We start from the raw sequence: 19,170 nt of genomic DNA on the forward strand, positions 1-19,170 counted from the left end.
GTGGTCGGTCAGCCCGCCGGAACCCCCGCCGTGCCCGACAGCGCCTCCAGGTCGCTCTTACGGACCCGGATCACCAGTGTGGCGACGGCAAGAGCCAGCACGGCCATGGCGACGGCCGGGAGGAAGGCCGTGGAGATGCCATGGGCGAGTACCTCGTGGCTCCAGGGAGCGGGCAGCTGGTGCGTGGTGGCGAACTCCGCCTTCTGTTCCGCCGAGGCGTTGGCCATGAAGTCCGTGACCTGCTTCTCCGCCTCGTCACGGCTCGCCGTACCGAAGACCGTGGTGAGGATGGACAGACCGAGCGAACCGCCCACCTGCTGCGTGGCGTTGAGCAGCCCGGACGCGGCGCCCGCCTCGTGAGCCGCCACTCCGGAGACCGCGGTCAGGGTCAGCGTCACGAAGTTCAGTCCCATACCGAAGCCGAACAGCAGCATCGGACCGAGCACACCGCTGACGTAGGAACTTCCGGGGTCGATGAGGGTCAGCCAGCCGAGCCCGATCACCACGAGGGTCGAGCCGACCACCATGAACGGTTTCGGGCCGAGCACCGGCAGGAACCGCTGCGACAGACCCGCGCCGACGCCGATCGCGACCGTGATGGGGAGGAAGGCCAGGCCTGCCTCGATGGGCGTGTACTGCAGCACGTTCTGCACGAAGAGAACGATGAAGAAGAACATGCCGAACATCGCCGCGGCCAGGCTCAGCATGATCACGTACGTACCCGAACGGTTGCGGTCGGCGAACATCCGCAGCGGTGTGATCGGTTCCTTGGCCCGGGACTCGACCAGCGCGAAGGCCACCAGGAGGACGACCGCGGTGCCGAACGACGCGATGGTGAGACTGTCCCGCCAGCCCTCCTCCGCGGCCCGGATGAAGCCGTAGACGAGCGAGGCCATACCGAGCGTCGAGGTCAGGGCTCCGGCGATGTCGAAGCGCCCGGGATGCCGCTCGGACTCGCTGATGTAGAGCGGTGCGAGCACGGCGATCAGCACACCGATGGGTACGTTGACGAAGAGCACCCAGCGCCAGTCGAGCCACTCGGTGAGCATGCCGCCGGCGAGCAGCCCGATCGCGCCGCCGCCGGCCGAGACCGCGGCGAAGACTCCGAACGCCCGGTTGCGCTCGGGCCCTTCGGGGAACGTCGTCGTGATCAGCGCCAACGAGGTGGGGGAGGCGATCGCGCCGCCCACCCCTTGGAGAGCGCGTGCCGCCAGCAGTTGCCAGGGCTCCTGGGCGAGTCCGCCGAGCAGCGAGGCGACCGTGAAGAGCAGGATGCCGGACATGAAGACCCGGCGTCGGCCGAGGATGTCTCCGGCTCGGCCGCCGAGCAGCAGCAGACCGCCGAATGTGAGCGTGTAGGCGCTGACCACCCAGGTGAGATCCGTGGTGGAGAACTTGAGAGCGCCTTGAATGTGCGGGAGGGCGATGTTCACAATCGTCGCGTCGAGTACCACCATGAGTTGGCAGGCCGCGATGACGGTGAGCGCGATGCCGGGATGCCCCTCCCGGCGGGCCGCTCCTGGCTTCTGATCTTTGATCAACGGAGAGGTTGTCACTATTGAGTCCCCCACGAGTGCGTTAGTGAACGCTTGCGTTCACTGTCGCGTCAAAAGGTAGTGAGTCCCCGACAGTGAACGCAAGCGTTCACTGAAGTCGCTGTCGATTGACGTCTCTTGACCGCTCACGGACCCCAGTCCGTCCGGTGCGTACGTACATGTGTACGGATGTGCGCGCCCCTCGCCCGCTCACATGGAGACAGGCTCATGGTTACTTCGAGTTGGACGGCCGCCCCCACCCAGGCGGCCTCCCCGCGCAGACGCGGCGCCGTACTCGAACGCGCGATCCTCGATGCCGCGCTGGAGCAGCTCAGCACGGTCGGCTGGAACGGCCTCACGATGGAGGGTGTCGCGGCCGGCGCCCAGACGGGAAAAGCCGCGGTCTACCGCCGCTGGCCGTCGAAGGAGGATCTCGTCGCGGACGCGCTCCGGGCCGGACTGCCGCCGCTCGTGGACGTACCCGATCTTGGAAGTGTGCGGGACGACCTGCTCGAACTGTGCCGACGGGCGCGCGAGGCGATGTTCTCGCGTCCGGGGTTCGCGCTGCGCTCGGTGATTCACGAATGCGACTCGTCCCAGGCCCAACGGTTCCACGACGTGATCCTGTCGGGGGTCGTGGAGCCGACGATCCGCCTGCTCGGCGAGGTCGTCGACCGTGGAATCCAGCGGGGAGAGGTCCGGCCGGACGCGGCGAACTCCTATGTCCTCGACGCCATTCCGGCGATGATGATGTACCGCTCCAAGGTGTGCGCGAGCGAATGGAACGAGCGGGACATCGAGGAGATGATCGACCAGCTCATGGTCCCGCTGCTGCGGCCGGAAGGTGTCGACCGGGCTTCGCGGTGACCCCGGGCGGGCCTCGGACCGGCCAGGTCGCAGGTGTGCGGGGCGCTCGGGGGAACCGGGTGTCGTGCGCGGTTCCGGGCGGCGTAGGCTGAGCGGGTCATGCCGTACGAACCACCAACCCACACCGTCGAGCGCTCCCTGCGCGCCACGACCGGAGCCAAGGTCATTGCCGGTGTCGACGAGGTGGGGCGTGGCGCCTGGGCCGGCCCGGTCACCGTCTGCGCGGCGGTCACGGGCCTGCGCCGCCCGCCCGAAGGCCTCACCGACTCCAAGCTCCTCACCGTCAAGAGGCGCACAGCGCTCGCCGAGATACTGGCTGAGTGGGTGACGTCGTACGCCCTGGGGCATGCTTCTCCGGAGGAGATCGACCAGCTGGGGATGACGGCCGCCCAGCGGCTGGCCGCCGGCCGCGCCCTCGAAGCGCTGCCGGTGCGTCCCGACGCGGTCATTCTCGACGGGAAACACGACTACCTGGGCACTCCGTGGCAGGTCCGCACGGTGATCAAGGGTGATCAGTCCTGCGTCTCCGTAGCGGCGGCATCGGTGATCGCGAAGGTCCAGCGCGACAAAATGATGGCCGAACTGGGTGTCGACCATGCAGACTTCGGTTTTGCGGCCAACGCCGGGTATCCGTCACCGGTTCACCGGGCCGCACTGGAGATGCGGGGCCCCACCCCGTACCACCGGCTGTCGTGGGCGTATCTTGATGCGCTGCCCCAGTGGCGGCACCTCAAGAAGGTCCGCAGTTGGGCGGATGGAAGCGTTCCGGAGATCGAAGGGCAACTCGGCTTCGACTTCTGACGGTTCTGTTCGCACTCATGTGCCACCCGCTTACGCGAGTCGCACCGGCGTTTGATAAAAATCAGCTCATGCCTCTCATTCCCGAGGAGCCTCAGATTCACGAGAGTGCCCAGGGTCCCCGCGTCAGTCCGGCCACCGGCCGGACCGCGCCGACCCCCCGCCCCGTACCCGGCCCCCGCCCCGCGGCACCTCCGCGTCCAGGCCGTCCGGGTCCTGTCCGGCCGGTGCCGCCTGTGCAACGCACGCCGCGCGACACGGCCGTGGCCAAGCCGGGGCCTGCCGCTCCGGCGGCCCCAACCGCACCTTCGACTCCGACGATCCAGCTGATCCCGGCCTCGGCCGAGGGCGCGCTGGACGCGGCCGAGGAAGCGGTCGACCTGCTCCTTGACTCGGGCAGGGCCCCCGGTGAGGTGCTGGTGATCACCACCGGCGAACCCCACCCGTGGGCCGCGCACGAGCTCTCCTTCGGCGAGGCCGCGTACTGGGCCCAGCACGACGCGGGAGACGACGTGTTCTACGCCGACGCCTCCGCTGTCGGTCGTGCCGCGTCCCGGCCCGTGGTCGTTGTCGCCGTCAACGGCGGGCTCGACGCCACCGCTGCCACCGCGCTGCCGCTGGCCCTTGGCCGGGCCGGTGCCCTGCTGATCGTCTGCGGGGACCCGCAGCAGATCAACTCGGTGCTGGGCGCGGGGGTCTGAGAACCCCCGCTCTTCCAGGGGGTTCTCACGACTCGGATGCCACCGCGGTGGCATCCGCTCGGAGCATGCACAGAGGACGGTCCGACGTGTGCCGGTACGGGGGACGTACCGGCGTGACGTCGCAGTTGTGATGCGGGGTGCGCGTGTGCGCAGACGCGTGAGCGGCCCTGTGCGTGGCGGCATCGATTCTGGGGTGTCGGCACGGCTGAGTCTCGGCGTCGCGCCCGGCCGTGCGGTTGCCGCCTTCGGTCGTGCCGACGGCCGTAGCCGACCGTCGGTTCAGCGCGCGGCCGCGCGGCGCAGTACCTCCGAGGCGGACCCGCCGGTGCGCGGCTGTATGGACTCGGCCGCCGCGAACGACTCCAGTGACTCCGGCGGCGAGTCCGCGTTGGGCCGGCGGCCTCCGCGTCCCTCGCCCAGCACCTGCCACCCGTCACGTGTCAGCGTGATGTATGCCCCGCAGCGCAGGCCGTGCAGCGTGCAGGCGTCTCGCAGCCCCCACATCCACGCCCCGTCCTCCTCCGTCCACCGCGCGTCGCCGTCACGGCAGTAGAGCAGCACGGCGGTACGTACCGGTGTGCGGCGTCGCAGGTCGTGCGGGATGACCCGGCGCAGTTGCGCGAGCAGCGCGTTGCGGAACATCCAGCCGTCCGCCGGAGCCGGCCGCCTGATGAAGGACGCGCTCGCGTTCAGCCGTTCGTCGGGGTCGAGCACTGCCACGATCGCGGTCGTGGGGCCGGGCCGATGCCGGGAGTGCAGCCCGCTGACGACCTCCCGGGGATTGCGCAGAAGCGGAATCCCCGCAGCGGCCCATTCGGCGGGTTCGAGCATCCGGGTCAGTGGATTGGCGGAAGTGGCGGCCGTCGACATCGATGCCGCCGAGGACGGAGCGAATCCGAAGGTCACGGTCCTCCCTTCGGCTACGCGCCCACACAGCGGGCGAGGTCGGACTGGGGGAGCGCGCCGCAGCACAGCCCGAACGGACGACCTCGGGAGACCACGCGGGGCGCGAGGTCAATTCTTCCTGTCGAACTTGGTTGCGGCAACGAGCAATTGGGGCCACCGACCGTTATCTGGCGATCCGCTGCTTATATCCCTGCTCGGTATTTACCACCGCACCGAAGGAATCAACCTTGCACAGCGAGTACCAGCGGCAACACCCCCTGTGCGCCGGCCCGCCGCAGCATGCGCGCGGCCACCGCGAGCGTCCAGCCGGTGTCGGTCGAGTCGTCCACGAGCAGGACGGGCCCATCGGCGTCGGCGAGCGCCTCGGCCAGAGCGGGCGGCACCACCAGCGCGCCGTCGAGGGCCTTCAGCCGCTGTGCGCTGTTGCTTCTGGAGACCTGTGCGGCGTCGGCTCCCGGGGCGTACTCGATGGAGCCCAACAGGGGCAGACGCCCCACCTCGGCGATCCGCGCACCCAGTGACTGCACGAGGTGCGGGCGGCGCTGCGATGCCATGGTGACGACGCCGACCGGGCGCGGCATGGCGCCGGAACCGCCCGAAGCCCAGCCGCCCGGTCCCTTCGCCCAGTCGGCCAGCACGCCGACGACGGCCTGAGCCACGTCGTCCGGAACTGGCCCGTCCGGGGCCTGCGGGCCGAGCATCGGCCGCAGCCGGTTGCCCCAGCCGATGTCCGAAAGCCTTCCCAGCGCCCGTCCGGTAGCGGCCTGCTCCCCGGCCGGGATACGTCCCTTCAGGTCGACGCCCACGGCGGGCAGACCTGTGGGCCACATCTTCCGGGGGTCCACTTCGATGCCCGCGCGGCCGAGCTCGCCACGCGCCGAGTCCAGTGCGGACGAGGACACGGCATCGGAGAACCGCGGCTTCGTGCAGGTGTCACACCGGCCGCACGGGGCGGCTCCCTCGTCGTCCAGTTGCCGGCGCAGGAACTCCATCCGGCAGCCGGTCGTCGTCACGTAGTCGCGCATGGCCTGCTGCTCGGTCGCACGCTGCTTGGCGACCCACGCGTAGCGCTCGGTGTCGTATGTCCATGGGGTGCCCGTGGAGATCCAGCCGCCCTTGACGCGCTTCACTGCGCCGTCCACGTCCAGGACCTTGAGCATCGTTTCGAGCCGTGACCGGCGCAGCTCCACCAGGGGTTCGAGCGCGGGGAGCGACAGCGGGCGGCCCGCCTGGCCCAGAACATCGAGGGTGCGCCTCACCTGCTCCTCCGGAGGGAAGGCGATCGATGCGAAGTACTGCCAGATCGCCTGGTCCTCCTTGCCGGGCAGGAGCAGCACCTCGGCGTGCTCGACACCACGGCCGGCGCGGCCCACCTGCTGGTAGTAGGCGATGGGTGAGGACGGCGAACCCAGGTGCACCACGAAGCCGAGGTCGGGTTTGTCGAAGCCCATACCCAGCGCCGACGTGGCGACAAGGGCCTTGACGCGGTTGGCGAGCAGGTCCTCCTCGGCCTGCTGGCGGTCCGCGTTCTCCGTCTTCCCCGTGTACGAGGTCACGGTGTGCCCGGCCTGCCGGAGGAAGGCGGTGACCTCCTCGGCGGCGGCCACGGTGAGGGTGTAGATGATCCCGGAGCCGGGCAGCTCGCCCAGGTGCTCGGCGAGCCAGGCCATCCGGTGAGCGGCGTCCGGCAGCTGCAGCACGTTCAGGCTCAGGCTCTCGCGGTCCAGGGGGCCACGCAGGACGAGGGCGTCCGTGCTTCCGCCGGTGCCCAGTTGCTCGGCGACGTCGGCGGTCACGCGCGCGTTGGCCGTGGCAGTGGTCGCGAGGACCGGGACACCCTGAGGAAGGTCGGCGAGCATCGTGCGCAGGCGGCGGTAGTCCGGCCGGAAGTCGTGGCCCCAGTCGGAGATGCAGTGCGCCTCGTCCACCACGAGGAGACCCGTCGCCGCTGCCAGTCTGGGCAGCACCTGGTCCCGGAAGTCGGGGTTGTTGAGCCGCTCCGGGCTCACCAGGAGGACGTCGACCTCACCTGCGGCGACCTCGTCCTGGATCGTTTCCCACTCCTCCGAATTGGAGGAGTTGATGGTCCGCGCCCTGATGCCTGCGCGAGCGGCTGCCTCGACCTGGTTGCGCATGAGTGCGAGGAGGGGGGAGACGATCACCGTGGGACCGGCTCCCTGCCCCCGCAGCAGCGCGGTCGCGACGAAGTACACGGCGGACTTGCCCCAGCCGGTGCGCTGCACGACCAGGGCTCTGCGCTTGTCGGCCACGAGGGCCTCGATGGCGCGCCACTGGTCCTCGCGCAGCCGGGCGTCGCCCCCCGGCGCGCCGACGAGGCGGGCGAGGACGGTGTCGGCCGCTGTGCGCAGCTCTTCGTTGCTCATGGCCCCATGCAACCCGATGGGTCGGACATCACGCGAATGAGCCGGGCCGCTGTGGACAACTTCTGACGTGGTCATGGTCGTGGTTATCCACAGGGCAAAGCGGAATTTCGGGTTTCGCGGGATGGTCACGGCATGACGAACCACAGCGAACCGGCCGAGAACCTCGGCGACGGCGACCCCGGCCGATGTGACGAGACCGCCGAGCAGGACAGCACGAACGAGCAGCGCAGGCAGGGCAGGGAGGGCGGGGAGAGCGGGCAGAGCGGGAGGAACAGGCAGGGCGGGGAGAGCCAGCAGGACGAGTGGGGTGGACGAGGCGGACCGAGGGTGGGCCGCGTCGGATGGCGAGAGGGCCACGACGGTACGACCTCTGCCGGCTCGGCGCACGGCGCGGTCGGCGGCGCCCATGGCGCGGCCGCCAGCCTGGGGCAGGAACACCAGGTCACCCTCCGCACTCCGGCCGAACTGGCCGATGCACTGCCGTACCTGCTCGGGTACCGGCCCGAGGACAGCATCGTGCTCGTCGCCCTGCACGACAGGGACGGGCGTGGCCGTTTCGGTGGACGGGCCCGACTCGGCATCCCGGGTCACGCGGACGACTGGCCGTCCGCGGCGCAGCAGCTGACGCACGGCCTGGTGAAGGGCAGCGAGCGGAGGGGTGCCCTGCCCGAGAGCATGGTCGCCTTCCTCTGTCAGGAACCCAGGGAAGGAGAGTCGGGCCGAGCCGTCATGGAACGTCTGCGTCCGCTCGCGCAACTGCTGCGCACGGCCTGCGGAGTGCTCGACGTCCCGGTGGTCGAGGCTCTGTGCATCTCGGACGGCCGCTTCTGGTCGTACTGCTGCCCCAGCGAGCACTGCTGCCCGCAGGACGGCACGTCCATGGGGCTGCCGGGCACGTCTGTCCTGGCCGCGGCCGCCACCTACGCCGGGCTTCAGGTGCGAGGGACCCTGCGACAACTGCGGGCGAGGCTCACTCCGTGGGAGAGCAAAGCGGCGCGTGAGCAGGAATCCACCCTCGACGCGGTGAGCATGGCGCTGATTCCCCGAATTCTGGACGATGGGAGCCGCGCCGGTGTGGCGGCCAGGACCTTGGAGCTGGCTCACACGGTCATGCGCCGGTTCACCGACGCCACCTCCGCCGCCCTCGGGTCAGACACCTTGTCGGCGGACCTCCGGGACGACGAGCTACTGCGTCATGAGGAGGCGGCCACGTTGATCCTCGGCCTTCAGGACCGCACGACACGGGACCGGGCGGCGGAGTGGATGGAGGGGGACGAGGCCGGCCCGGCCTTGCGTCTCTGGAGGGCCCTGGCCCGCCGCTGCGTCGGCTCGTACGGGGAGCACGCGGCGGCGCCGCTCACGCTCGCCGGGTGGGTCGCCTGGTCCTCCGGGGACGAACTGGAGGCCCGCGAAGCCCTCGCCATGGCGCTCGGAGCGGATTCCGGGTACCTCTTTGCCCGACTGCTCCACCAGGCGTGCAACGAGGGTCTGGACCCGGAGTCGATCCGCCGCTGTCTCCGGGGGGAGCGTGCCGATCGTGTCGACGGTGAGGTGCTCGCCTCGCCGGTGGCGCTTGAGGGGCTGCCGGACGCCGATGGGCTGCCCGGACATGTTCCGGCGGGGCCCGCCAAGGTCCGCGCCCACCGCCGACGCAGGTCGCGGGTTACGGAGAGCGCAGCCGACCGGCCTGCTTCCCGACCGGCCGGCGCCGGTGGCACGCGCCGCCCCCGGTCCACCTCTTCCGGCTCCGGGGCTCTGGCGGAGGGAGGCCCAGGCCGAGGCGGCGACAGCGCTGGTGGGGCGACTCGCTCTCGCCGAAGCACGGGGAACGCGGGGAACTCGGGGAGCGCGGGGAGCGCTGGGCGGCCCGGAACACCGAAGAGTGGATCCAAGGGTGAGACGTGAGGGGAAAGGGCGTCCAGTGAGGTACATGGGGGTGCGGGTGGGGCTTTTGCTTGTAGGGGTCGGGGTCGGGGTCGGGGTCGGGGTCGGGGTGGCGATCGTGATCGCGGTCGGAGCGAGGGCCATGAGCAGGGGCAGGAGGTGGCGATGGCGTTGGCGCTGGTCATGGGAGTCGCGCAGGTGGTGGAGTCGTTCGCGTACGGGTCGCCATGGGGTCCCCGGACTCCGGTGCGGAGGCGGGCCGGGCGTCGGCGGGGTCCGATCGGCCGGTCGGGTCCGATCGGCGGGCTTCCGTGGGCCAGGGCGTGACTCGGGACAGGTCAGCCCCGTTCACCTGAGTGGCGCACCCCGCAGGCGTGCCGTGCCATCGCCCCGACCTCGCCCGGTCGAAGCCCCCGCACATCGTCTGGCCCTCATACATCGCCGAGCACCCACTCAGCGCACGGAGCACAGAAGAAGCCGCCCCATGCCTCTGCCCACCCCGTCCTCCATGCCTTCCGGTCCGAACAGCGACCCGTCGCCCTCTGGCAGGTCCACACAGCCCTCCATAGGCCGCGGGGCTGCCCTGGCCCCGCAGACGGCGCCGGGCGTGCAGCGCGGCACGGTGAATCTGCCACCCGCCCACACCGCACTGATCTGCGTCGCCCTGCCGGGACTCGCGATCTCCACAGAACAGGGGCAGCTGACGGGGCAGGGACTGGAGGGCTTCTACCGGTCGGGTCGGCGTGTGCTCTCGCGGTGCCGTCTGCGGGTGGCGGGCCGGGAGCCGGTCGCCGTGCAGGCCAGGATGGTCGGGCCCGACCAGGCACGATTCATGGCGGTCCTGAGCCTCTCCGCCGAGGGCGGACCCGACCCGGACGTCCTGGTCGAACGCATGCGATACGCGGACGGCACCGAGCGGATCACCCTGCGCAGCGCGGCCAACCGGCCTCTGCGCCTCCCCGTAGAGGTGGCGCTCGGCGCGGACCTGGCGGAACTGGGCGCGGTTGCGGCGGGGAGAGCCGGCCCCGAGCTGCCGGCCAGTGTCCATGACTCGGGTATGCGGTGGTCGTGTGCCGGTGGGCACTCCGTCGTCGCGGCCGACCCGCCGCCCGCGGACGCGCTGGCCTCCGCCGGGCTGCTGCGCTGGGAGTTCGAACTGCCTCCCGGTGGCACCCGAAGTGTGGAGCTGAAGGTGCGTCCGGCGGGGGCGGGGTCCATCCGGGCCGTCGCGCGCGGTGCCACAAGCCCACTTGCTCCGGCACGGGCCGCAAGTGACGATCCGAGGGCCGAGGCACTCCTGCGCACGAGCATCGAGGATCTGCAGGCTCTTCTCCTGCGTGATCCCGCGCAGCCGTCCGACACACATCTGGCAGCCGGGGCGCCCTGGCGCTGCGGCATGGCGCCGGCCGAGGCGCTCGCGGCAGCACGCATGGCTCTGCCGCTGGGCACACGCCTCGCCGCGGGGACCCTGCGAACCCTCGCCCGGACCCAACTCGTCGGCGCTGGACCACGATCCGGGCTGATTCCCGGCCCGCGCAGACACGTCGGTGCCCAGTTGCCGCCGAGCTGCACGGGGCAGGAGGCGACGCTGCTGTTTCCCGTGGTGCTTGCGGAGGCCCGCCGCTGGGGGCTCTCCGAGGCGGAGACGGAGGAGTTGCTGCCCGCGGCCGAACGGTGCCTCCAGTGGCTGCGGACCACTGTCGGCGACGGCACGTATCTGGCGGATCCGCACCCGGGCGGCCCATGGCGCTGTGAGGCGCAGGCGCACGCTCACCGGGCCGCTCTGCTGGGCGCCGACCTCCTCGACGCGTACGGCAGAGGAGGTGGCGTCGAGCTGCGGCAGTGGGCGGGGAGGATGAGGACCGCCTTCCGGGAGGATTTCTGGATCGAGGACAGAGGAGGCGGCAGACCGGTCGCGGCCCGTCTGCCGGGCGGGCGGCTCGTGCCGCATCTCGGCTCCGGCGGTGCCCATCTGCTCGACACCGGACTGCTCGGCGCGGGCGCACCGGCACCGGGTCTGCTCGACCATGTGCAGACGGAACAGCTCGCGCGCCTGTTCGGCGGGCCCGCCATGGATTCGGGCTGGGGGCTGCGCAGCCTCGGGGTGAAGGAGACGGGCTACAACCCGTTCGGGCACCGGAGCGGGTCCGTGCGCGTCCACGAGACCGCTCTCGCCGTGGCGGGACTGGCCACCGCGGGCTACGAGAAGGAGGCGAGTTCACTGCTGCTGGGCGTGCTCGCGGCGGCCGAGACTTTCGGCCACCGGCTGCCGGAGATGTACGCGGGGGAGCAGCGCACGGAAGGTGGTTCCCCGGTTCCGCATCCGACGGCCTGCAGACCGGCGGCCACAGCCGCGGCCGCCGGTGTCCTCCTGCTCACCACGCTCACCGGGATCCGGCCTGATGCCCCGGCTCGCACGGTGACACTGCGCCCGGTGCGCGGCGCTCCGCTGGGAGAGATCGGGCTGACCGGTTTGCGCGTCGCGGGCGCCCCCTTCTCCGTGCGCGTCAGCAGGCTCGGTCTGGCCCTGGTCGAGGAGGCGGCCGACGGCCTGCAGCTGGGGGCGTGAGGGTCGGTCCGCCGCGGACCTGGGGTCACGAGGGCCGCGATGCCCTGTCCGAGAGCGTCGGATCAGCGATGTGAGCGACCGGTGAAGGGAGTGTTTATCGTCAGGCAGACGACTATGATCGCGGCATGCCCTACGACCCGTCAGCTTTCGCGCCGTTCGCCGTCACCGTCGACCTGGTCGTGCTGACCGTGCGCCGTCACGCCCTGTGCGCGCTGGCGGTACGCAGGGGGGAGCCGCCCTTCCAGGGCCGGTGGGCGCTGCCCGGCGGTTTCGTGCGGCCCGACGAGGATCTGTCGCAGGCCGCCGCGCGGGAGCTGATGGAGGAGACCGGGCTGTGCGCGCATGCCCCGGATGCCCCCGCACAGGCCAACGGGGCTCACCTGGAGCAGCTCGCGACCTACGGCGACCCCAAGCGTGACCCCCGCATGAGGGTCGTCAGTGTCGCCCATCTCGCCCTCGCGCCCGACCTGCCCGCGCCCAGAGCCGGCGGAGACGCCAACAGCGCGCGTTGGGCTCCTGTCGAGGACCTGCTTCAGCAGGGTGGCTACGGACGTGACGGAGAACAGGCCGCGCCACTCGCCTTCGATCACGCCCAGATCCTGTCGGACGGCGTGGAGCGTGCCCGTTCCAAGATCGAGTACTCGTCGCTGGCCACGGCCTTCTGCCCGCCCGAGTTCACGGTAGGCGAGCTGCGCCGGGTCTACGAGGCGGTGTGGGGGGTGGCGCTCGATCCGCGCAACTTCCATCGCAAGGTGACTGGTACGCCGGGTTTCCTCGTCCCCACGGGTGGGACGACGACCCGGCAGGGCGGCCGCCCCGCCCAGCTCTTCCGCGCGGGTGGCGCCACCCTCCTCAACCCGCCGATGCTGCGCCCCGAAGTCTGACGCCGAGTCGCGTGCGGTCGGCCAGGAGGCCAACGGGCCTGCCAAGGGGCCGAACCGGCACGGAGGCTGCTTCCGCACGCGCCCAAGGTGACCGGAAAACGGTACATATCGCGCTATCTTGCTTTGGGTGATCCAGGCCATCGGACTGACCAGCAACGCCCGCAAGGAGCTTCCCCCCGCTGTCGACGACGTCTCCTTCGAGGCGCCCTCCGGCCGTGTCACGGCGCTCCTCGGAGCTCCCGGCGCAGGCAAGACGACCGCCCTCAGGCTCATGCTCGAACTGCAACCGGGCCGCGGAATCACCTACTTCAGGGGTCGCCCGCTGCACCGCATCGCCCATCCCTCGCGCGAAGTGGGCGTACTCCTCGGGGAGGTTCCCGGCCACCCGGCACGCACGGTCCGGGGCCAACTCCGCATGCTGTGCGCCGCGGCGGGCGTACCCGCACGGCGTGCCGACGACGTCCTGGAGGTGGTGGGACTCGTCAGCCTGCGCGACGAACGCCTGGGAACTCTCTCGCGAGGCATGGACCGCCGCCTGGGCCTCGCCTGTGCCCTGCTGTCCGATCCGCACACCCTCGTGCTCGACGGCGCCACCGAAGGACTCTCCGCTCGTGAAAGCCGCTGGCTGCACGGGGTGCTGCGGGCCCATGCCGGTGCGGGCGGCACCGTGCTGTTCGCCACGGACGACCCCAGGGAGGCCGCGCAGGCCGCCGACCGGGTCGTCACCCTGGAGAAGGGCAGGCTCGTCGCCGACCAGGAGGCCGCGGACTTCGCGCGCACCCGGCTCCGGCCCCGCGTCGCCGTCCGGAGCCCGCACGCCGCCCGCCTCGGTGCTCTGTTGATCAAGGAGGCCCGCACTGCCCGGTGCTCCGTGGAGGTCGTGCGGGAGGACGGCAATCGCCTCTCCGTGTACGGCAGCACCTGTGCCGACATCGGAGAGTCCGCCTATCGTCACGGCATCCTCGTACACCAACTCGCCGACGAGGTGGGGGATATGGGGGCTACGCCCGCGTCGGAACCTGGGGGGAGCCCCCAAGAGGTGGAGGCCGGGGTCGGGGATGAGGCCGGGGCGGCGGTGCGGGGTGTGGGGGAGCAGGGTGCGCGCGAGTTGTCACCCCTGCCGCCGCCGATCACCGTCCGCCAGGGTGCCGGCCCCTTGCGGCCGCTGCGCTACGAGCTGCGGCGCGCGGCGGGGGTCGGTACGGGCTGGCTCACCGCGGCCGCCGTGCTCGTTGTCTCCGCCCTCATCGCCGTACTCCTGGCCAGAGCGGGACACGCGCCGCAGTCGCGGCTGCTGGCCGCGTGGCCGCGGGACTTCCCCCTGCCGCCCGCGGCGCTCGGTGCGGGACTGCTCGGAGCCTTCGCCTTCGGCGACGAGTTCCGTCACCCCGCCCTGGCCACGGACCGCGGGACCGTCCCCCGCCGCCTGGGGCTGCTGGCCGCCAAACTCGTCGTCGCGGCGGCCACCGCGCTCACCCTCGCCCTCGGCGTGGTGGGACTGAACGCCGAACTGCTCTACCTCGTCTACGGACGGGAACTGACCGGAGTTCCGCCGGACTGGATCTCCTTGGGTGCCGGTTGGATCGGCCTCGTGATCGGCTGTGCCTGGGCGGGGGTTCTGGCGGCAGGGATCTTCCGGTCCACCACCGCGGGTCTCGCGGCGGTCCTCGCCGTACCGATCCTGGTCGTGCCGATCGTGCAGAAGGTTCTGGAGGGGCCCTCGGTGCGGACCGCTGCCGGGTTCTCGACCCGGCTGCGTGAGCTCGTACTGGTGCGGTGGCCGTTCGGGGGCGAGCAGTACGTGGTCGCCGCGGCAGGGGTGATCGCCCAACCCGTCGCGGGAGCACTGATGTTGTCACTCACGGCTCTGCTCTGCGCATATCTGCTTACGACTCTGCGGAGCCGGGTCCGATGACGACCGTCCGTGCACGTGTGTTCCCCTCGTGTGCACAACTCCGCACAGAACGCCCATTTCTTTCCGATAAGGCGTCAATTGCGACGGGGTGAGCGATCACCCTTTCGTGTGCTTTTCACCAAAGACCTCAAGGGAGTTGGAGGCGACGCCGACAAAGGATGCGTGACTACCCTTGCGCACGCCATGATGACCGCCGCCCGTTCCGCAGACTCCGGCCTCACCGGTCCGGGCGAACTCGACCGCTACCCCTACGCGGAGGGACCCGGCGCAGACCGCGTCGGCAGCTCTGTGTGGGATGCCACGGACCCGGATCTGGGTCGCATGGGCCGACGTGCCGCCGGAAGTCGCGGCCGCGGCCTGCACGGACAACTCGTTCAGCAGCTGGGTCAGATGATCGTCTCCGGTGACCTGGGCGCCGACCGCCCCCTCGTCCCCGAGGAGATCGGCCAGCGATTCGAGGTCTCCCGCACCGTCGTCCGTGAGTCCCTGCGTGTCCTTGAGGCCAAGGGCCTGGTCAGTGCCCGCCCCAATGTCGGCACACGGGTACGTCCGGTCAGTGACTGGAACCTCCTGGACCCGGACATCATCGAGTGGCGCGCCTTCGGCCCGCAGCGCGACGACCAGCGCCGTGAGCTGAGCGAGCTGCGCTGGACGATCGAACCGCTGGCCGCCCGCCTCGCCGCCGGGCACGGCCGCCCGGAGGTCCAGCAGCGGCTCACCGACATGGTCGAGATCATGGGCCACGCGATGGGGCAGGGTGACGCGCTCACCTTCTCGCGGGCCGACGCGGAGTTCCACTCGCTGCTCATCCAGGTCGCGGGCAACCGCATGCTGGAGCACCTCTCCGGGATCGTGTCGGCCGCGCTCCAGGTCTCCGGCGGTCCCATCGCGGGCTGCGACCGGCCGAACGAGGCATCCCTGTCGCACCATGCCCGTATCGCCGACGCGCTCGCGGCGGGCGACGCCTCGGGCGCCGAGGCGGCCATGCGGCAGCTGCTCACCGTCCACCCCGAGGTGGAGCGCGTCGTTCCCGCGCCGCGCGAGCACTGATCGCGTACCGCTGGTGGCGCGATCGGGAGCGTTCGTCCCGCGTGGCACCGTCTGGCCGGCGAACCGTCTGCCGCCGGGCCCCACCGGATCCTCCAGGAATCCGGTGGGGCCCGGCGGTGCGACGGGATGCTGGAAGGGTCTGCTGACCACCTCTGACCGTATCTGGCCGCTTTTAGGCGCTTACGAGGTGTGACTCGGGCCACGCAGATTGGGCGTAACACTCTTCGGGACAGCGCGATGACCTAAGAGGTGACAGCCGAGTAGGGAATATGGGCGCCGCTTCAGGCGCTGTGACTCTTCCCGGCTCCCGCCCGCGCCGTCGGCCCATTCCAAAGTCGGCGGTCGTCGGCTCCTCTCCGCAGTGGACGGGGCCGGAAGCCGTTTTCCAACGTTCCGAGAGGTTGTTCGTGTCGGCCAGCACATCCCGTACGCTCCCGCCGGAGATCGCCGAGTCCGTCTCTGTCATGGCGCTCATTGAGCGGGGAAAGGCTGAGGGGCAGATCGCCGGCGATGACGTGCGTCGGGCCTTCGAAGCTGACCAGATTCCGGCCACTCAGTGGAAGAACGTACTGCGCAGCCTCAACCAGATCCTCGAGGAAGAGGGTGTGACGCTGATGGTCAGTGCCGCGGAGCCAAAGCGCACCCGGAAGAGCGTCGCAGCGAAGAGTCCCGCCAAGCGCACCGCCACCAAGACCGTCGCGGCGAAGACGGCGACGGTCAAGAAGGCCACCGCCACCGCCACGCCGGCGATGCCCGAGGCCGACGATCCCGCCGAGGACGCGACCGCCAAGAAGGCCGCGGCCAAGAAGACGACCGCCAAGAAGGCAGTCGCGAAGAAGACCGTCGCCAAGAAGACGGCGGCGAAGAAGACCACCGCCAAGAACGCCGACGCCGAGCAGGGCGACGACGAGGCGACCGAGGAGACTCCGGGTACGGCCAAGGCCGGCGAGGAGCCCACCGAGGACGGCGCCCAGGGCTTCGTGCTGTCCGACGAGGACGAGGACGACGCGCCCGCGCAGCAGGTCGCCGCGGCCGGTGCCACCGCCGACCCCGTCAAGGACTACCTCAAGCAGATCGGCAAGGTCCCGCTGCTCAACGCCGAGCAGGAGGTCGAGCTCGCCAAGCGCATCGAGGCCGGTCTGTTCGCCGAGGACAAGCTGGCGAACGCCGACAAGCTCGCGCCGAAGCTCAAGCGCGAGCTGGAGATCATCGCCGAGGACGGCCGCCGCGCCAAGAACCACCTCCTGGAGGCCAACCTCCGTCTGGTGGTCTCCCTGGCCAAGCGTTACACCGGCCGCGGCATGCTCTTCCTGGACCTCATCCAGGAGGGCAACCTCGGTCTGATCCGCGCGGTGGAGAAGTTCGACTACACCAAGGGCTACAAGTTCTCGACGTACGCCACGTGGTGGATCCGTCAGGCGATCACCCGCGCGATGGCCGACCAGGCCCGCACCATCCGTATCCCGGTGCACATGGTTGAGGTCATCAACAAGCTCGCGCGCGTGCAGCGCCAGATGCTTCAGGACCTGGGCCGCGAGCCCACTCCGGAGGAGCTGGCCAAGGAACTCGACATGACCCCCGAGAAGGTCATCGAGGTCCAGAAGTACGGTCGCGAGCCGATCTCCCTCCACACCCCCCTGGGTGAGGACGGCGACAGCGAGTTCGGTGACCTCATCGAGGACTCCGAGGCGGTCGTCCCGGCCGACGCGGTCAGCTTCACGCTCCTCCAGGAGCAGTTGCACTCCGTCCTGGACACCCTGTCCGAGCGTGAGGCGGGCGTCGTCTCGATGCGCTTCGGTCTCACCGACGGTCAGCCGAAGACCCTCGACGAGATCGGCAAGGTGTACGGCGTGACGCGCGAGCGCATCCGCCAGATCGAGTCCAAGACGATGTCGAAGCTGCGTCACCCGTCGCGCTCGCAGGTGCTGCGCGACTACCTGGACTAGGCCTCGGTCGCAGTACGTCATCGATGGCCCGGTCTTCCGTCAGGGGAGCCGGGCCATCGGTCTGCGCGGAGTGCGGAGCGCCGCCTGTTGGATCACTCTGGGTGTCTCGTGACAACCCCAGAGTGAGGAGCGCGCATGCGTCGTACCTTCGCCCGTGCACTGGCCCTCGTGGCCGCGGTGGCCGCGATACCGCTGGTGTCCCCGGCCCCCGCGACGGCCGATGTCGTCATCGGCGGCTACCCGGTCGAGATCGCCGAGACCCCCTGGATGGTGGCCCTGTCCAGCCGTGACCGGTTCGGGGGAACACGCGCGGGACAGTTCTGCGGGGGAGTGGTGATCGGGCGGGAGACGGTGCTGACGGCCGCCCACTGTCTGGGCGAGGAAGTGCTGGGCGCTCCCCCTCGGCAGGTCCGGGATCTGAGGATCGTCGCAGGGCGCGGAGATCTGCGGGCGGACGGTGGCGAGGAGGTCGCCGTGCGTGACGTCTGGATCAATCCGCGGCACGACAGCTACACGAATGCCGGGGACTTCGCCGTACTCACCCTCTCGGAGCCGCTCGCCGCCGGTTCGGTCATCGGCATGGCGGGCGCCGGGGACGCCGCGTACAAGCCCGGTACGGGTGCTGTGGTGTACGGCTGGGGCGACACGACGGGGGCCGGCGACTACGCGAGCTCCCTGCGGGCCTCGCCGGTCCGGGTGCTGTCCGACGCCGTCTGTGAGGAGGCCTACCCGGGCAGTGCGGACGGCACGTACCTCGCCGGCTCCATGCTCTGCGCGGGGGAGGCGGGTGGTGGCCGGGACGCCTGCCAGGGGGACAGTGGCGGGCCCCTGGTCGCCCAGGGGCGGCTGATCGGCCTTGTGTCGTGGGGGAGCGGCTGCGGACGGGTTGGGAGCCCTGGGGTCTATACGAGGGCCTCAGGGGTCGTCACAGCGCTCGGAGCGGGCCACTGAGAGGTGCCCGACGGTGCCCGAGGGCTTGTTCCGTGGGCAGGAACGCACTGTCCGCAGCCACAAGCGCGAGCGGCCGCCCCTGGGATCAGGGGCGGCCGCCCGGTCACCGGCCTGTGCCGGAGATGGCTCGTCGTCTGCGCGAAGTGTCAGTGCTCTTCGTCATTGGCGCTTGCCGGGGCGGCCGTCAACCGCTCCGTCTCGTCCTGTATCTCAGCGGCGATCTTCTTGAGTTCCGGCTCGAACTTGCGCCCGTGGTGGGCGCAGAAGAGCAGTTCACCACCGTTGAGGAGGACGACGCGCAGATATGCCTGGGCGCCGCAACGGTCGCAGCGGTCAGCGGCCGTCAGTGGGCTCGCGGGGGTCAGAACAGTAGTCACGTCGCCTCTTCTCTAGCTCGACGAGCTGTCGTACCAGGGTCAACATCCAACCAGGCCGAAAACGTTCCCGCTCGTGGCTCTTCCTCGAAAAAAATCTTTCCGAGTCGGCTGTCTGCTGCCGGTTGGCGGCGAATGAGCCGTATTGCGTGTCTTCGTGTCTTACGGGTTCGCGCTCTGTCAGGTTCAGTCCTCACCGGCTGGCTTGCCGGTTGTTCTTGAGGACGTGCCCGGAGCCTAAATGGTTCATGCCTGGAAGGGAACGTGATATGTACTTCACTCCAACGAGGGATCGAACAGGCATGCGACTCTGGACTAGTCTGCGTTTGGGACGAGGGTGGCGTTACAACGGCTCTACCAGGCCTCGGTACCCTCAGACCGGTGACCGAAGCCGGACCCTTACCCA

The 19,170-nt window shown here is 70.4% G+C and carries 14 protein-coding genes; 10 read left to right on the forward strand and 4 right to left on the reverse strand.

Annotation, left to right across the window (positions count from 1 at the left end; genetic code table 11):
• Positions 1–8: 8 nt before the first annotated feature.
• Positions 9–1,556 carry an MFS transporter gene (locus IE278_RS21145; protein ID WP_189774574.1) on the reverse strand — a complete coding sequence of 516 codons (1,548 nt, stop codon included), beginning with the start codon at positions 1,554–1,556 and terminating at the stop codon, positions 9–11.
• 207 nt (positions 1,557–1,763) lie between these two features.
• Here IE278_RS21145 and IE278_RS21150 point away from each other — a divergent pair, with 207 nt between their 5' ends.
• The 3 genes from IE278_RS21150 (at position 1,764) to IE278_RS21160 (ending at position 3,901) form a co-directional block, all read left to right on the forward strand.
• Positions 1,764–2,402, forward strand: coding sequence for a TetR/AcrR family transcriptional regulator (locus tag IE278_RS21150; protein WP_189774575.1), 639 nt, complete (start codon positions 1,764–1,766; stop codon positions 2,400–2,402).
• A 99-nt stretch (positions 2,403–2,501) separates the two neighbouring features.
• Positions 2,502–3,203, forward strand: a complete 702-nt coding sequence (gene rnhB / locus IE278_RS21155; protein ID WP_189774577.1) for a ribonuclease HII — start codon at positions 2,502–2,504, stop codon at positions 3,201–3,203.
• A 68-nt stretch (positions 3,204–3,271) separates the two neighbouring features.
• Positions 3,272–3,901: a hypothetical protein gene (locus IE278_RS21160; RefSeq protein ID WP_189774580.1), complete on the forward strand. Its 630-nt coding sequence runs from the start codon at positions 3,272–3,274 to the stop codon at positions 3,899–3,901.
• Between the two features lie 279 nt (positions 3,902–4,180).
• Here IE278_RS21160 and IE278_RS21165 read toward each other — a convergent pair whose 3' ends face one another.
• Positions 4,181–4,807 (reverse strand): hypothetical protein, encoded by a 627-nt coding sequence (locus IE278_RS21165; protein ID WP_189774582.1) that lies wholly within the window; start codon positions 4,805–4,807, stop codon positions 4,181–4,183.
• A gap of 221 nt (positions 4,808–5,028) precedes the next feature.
• Entirely contained in the window at positions 5,029–7,191 is a 2,163-nt protein-coding gene (locus tag IE278_RS21170; protein WP_189774584.1) for a RecQ family ATP-dependent DNA helicase, read from the reverse strand.
• 132 nt (positions 7,192–7,323) lie between these two features.
• Between IE278_RS21170 and IE278_RS21175 the strand changes: the two genes are divergently transcribed.
• The 7 genes from IE278_RS21175 (at position 7,324) to IE278_RS21205 (ending at position 18,390) form a co-directional block, all read left to right on the forward strand.
• Positions 7,324–9,096 carry a DUF4192 domain-containing protein gene (locus tag IE278_RS21175; protein ID WP_246570457.1) on the forward strand — a complete coding sequence of 591 codons (1,773 nt, stop codon included), beginning with the start codon at positions 7,324–7,326 and terminating at the stop codon, positions 9,094–9,096.
• A 463-nt stretch (positions 9,097–9,559) separates the two neighbouring features.
• On the forward strand, positions 9,560–11,644 hold the full coding sequence (locus tag IE278_RS21180) for a glycogen debranching N-terminal domain-containing protein (protein ID WP_246570459.1): 2,085 nt from the start codon (positions 9,560–9,562) through the stop codon (positions 11,642–11,644).
• A 125-nt stretch (positions 11,645–11,769) separates the two neighbouring features.
• Entirely contained in the window at positions 11,770–12,528 is a 759-nt protein-coding gene (locus IE278_RS21185) for an NUDIX hydrolase (RefSeq protein WP_189774586.1), read from the forward strand.
• Between the two features lie 127 nt (positions 12,529–12,655).
• Entirely contained in the window at positions 12,656–14,443 is a 1,788-nt protein-coding gene (locus IE278_RS21190) for an ABC transporter ATP-binding protein (RefSeq protein ID WP_189774587.1), read from the forward strand.
• A 162-nt stretch (positions 14,444–14,605) separates the two neighbouring features.
• Positions 14,606–15,493 (forward strand): FadR/GntR family transcriptional regulator, encoded by an 888-nt coding sequence (locus IE278_RS21195; RefSeq protein ID WP_189774588.1) that lies wholly within the window; start codon positions 14,606–14,608, stop codon positions 15,491–15,493.
• Positions 15,494–15,900: 407 nt separating this feature from the next.
• A complete protein-coding gene (locus tag IE278_RS21200) occupies positions 15,901–17,439 on the forward strand; it encodes an RNA polymerase sigma factor (protein ID WP_189774589.1) in 1,539 nt (512 codons plus the stop codon).
• A 135-nt stretch (positions 17,440–17,574) separates the two neighbouring features.
• Positions 17,575–18,390: a S1 family serine peptidase gene (locus IE278_RS21205; protein ID WP_189774590.1), complete on the forward strand. Its 816-nt coding sequence runs from the start codon at positions 17,575–17,577 to the stop codon at positions 18,388–18,390.
• 146 nt (positions 18,391–18,536) lie between these two features.
• On the opposite strand, the gene IE278_RS21210 is transcribed toward IE278_RS21205, so the two are convergent.
• Positions 18,537–18,767, reverse strand: coding sequence for a DUF7455 domain-containing protein (locus IE278_RS21210; protein ID WP_107021495.1), 231 nt, complete (start codon positions 18,765–18,767; stop codon positions 18,537–18,539).
• Between the last annotated feature and the right edge of the window lie 403 nt (positions 18,768–19,170).

Origin of the sequence: Streptomyces tauricus, from assembly GCF_014650955.1 — a bacterium.
GTDB classification, from domain to species: Bacteria; Actinomycetota; Actinomycetes; order Streptomycetales; family Streptomycetaceae; genus Streptomyces; species Streptomyces tauricus.

What these genes read in the sequence shown, in the direction of transcription:
- IE278_RS21150 (WP_189774575.1), top strand. Translation starts at nt 1,764, where the DNA reads ATGGTTACTTCGAGTTGGACGGCCGCCCCCACCCAGGCGGCCTCCCCG.
- rnhB (WP_189774577.1), top strand. Translation starts at nt 2,502, where the DNA reads ATGCCGTACGAACCACCAACCCACACCGTCGAGCGCTCCCTGCGCGCC.
- IE278_RS21160 (WP_189774580.1), top strand. Translation starts at nt 3,272, where the DNA reads ATGCCTCTCATTCCCGAGGAGCCTCAGATTCACGAGAGTGCCCAGGGT.
- IE278_RS21170 (WP_189774584.1), bottom strand. Translation starts at nt 7,191, where the DNA reads ATGAGCAACGAAGAGCTGCGCACAGCGGCCGACACCGTCCTCGCCCGC.
- IE278_RS21175 (WP_246570457.1), top strand. Translation starts at nt 7,324, where the DNA reads ATGACGAACCACAGCGAACCGGCCGAGAACCTCGGCGACGGCGACCCC.
- IE278_RS21180 (WP_246570459.1), top strand. Translation starts at nt 9,560, where the DNA reads ATGCCTCTGCCCACCCCGTCCTCCATGCCTTCCGGTCCGAACAGCGAC.
- IE278_RS21185 (WP_189774586.1), top strand. Translation starts at nt 11,770, where the DNA reads ATGCCCTACGACCCGTCAGCTTTCGCGCCGTTCGCCGTCACCGTCGAC.
- IE278_RS21205 (WP_189774590.1), top strand. Translation starts at nt 17,575, where the DNA reads ATGCGTCGTACCTTCGCCCGTGCACTGGCCCTCGTGGCCGCGGTGGCC.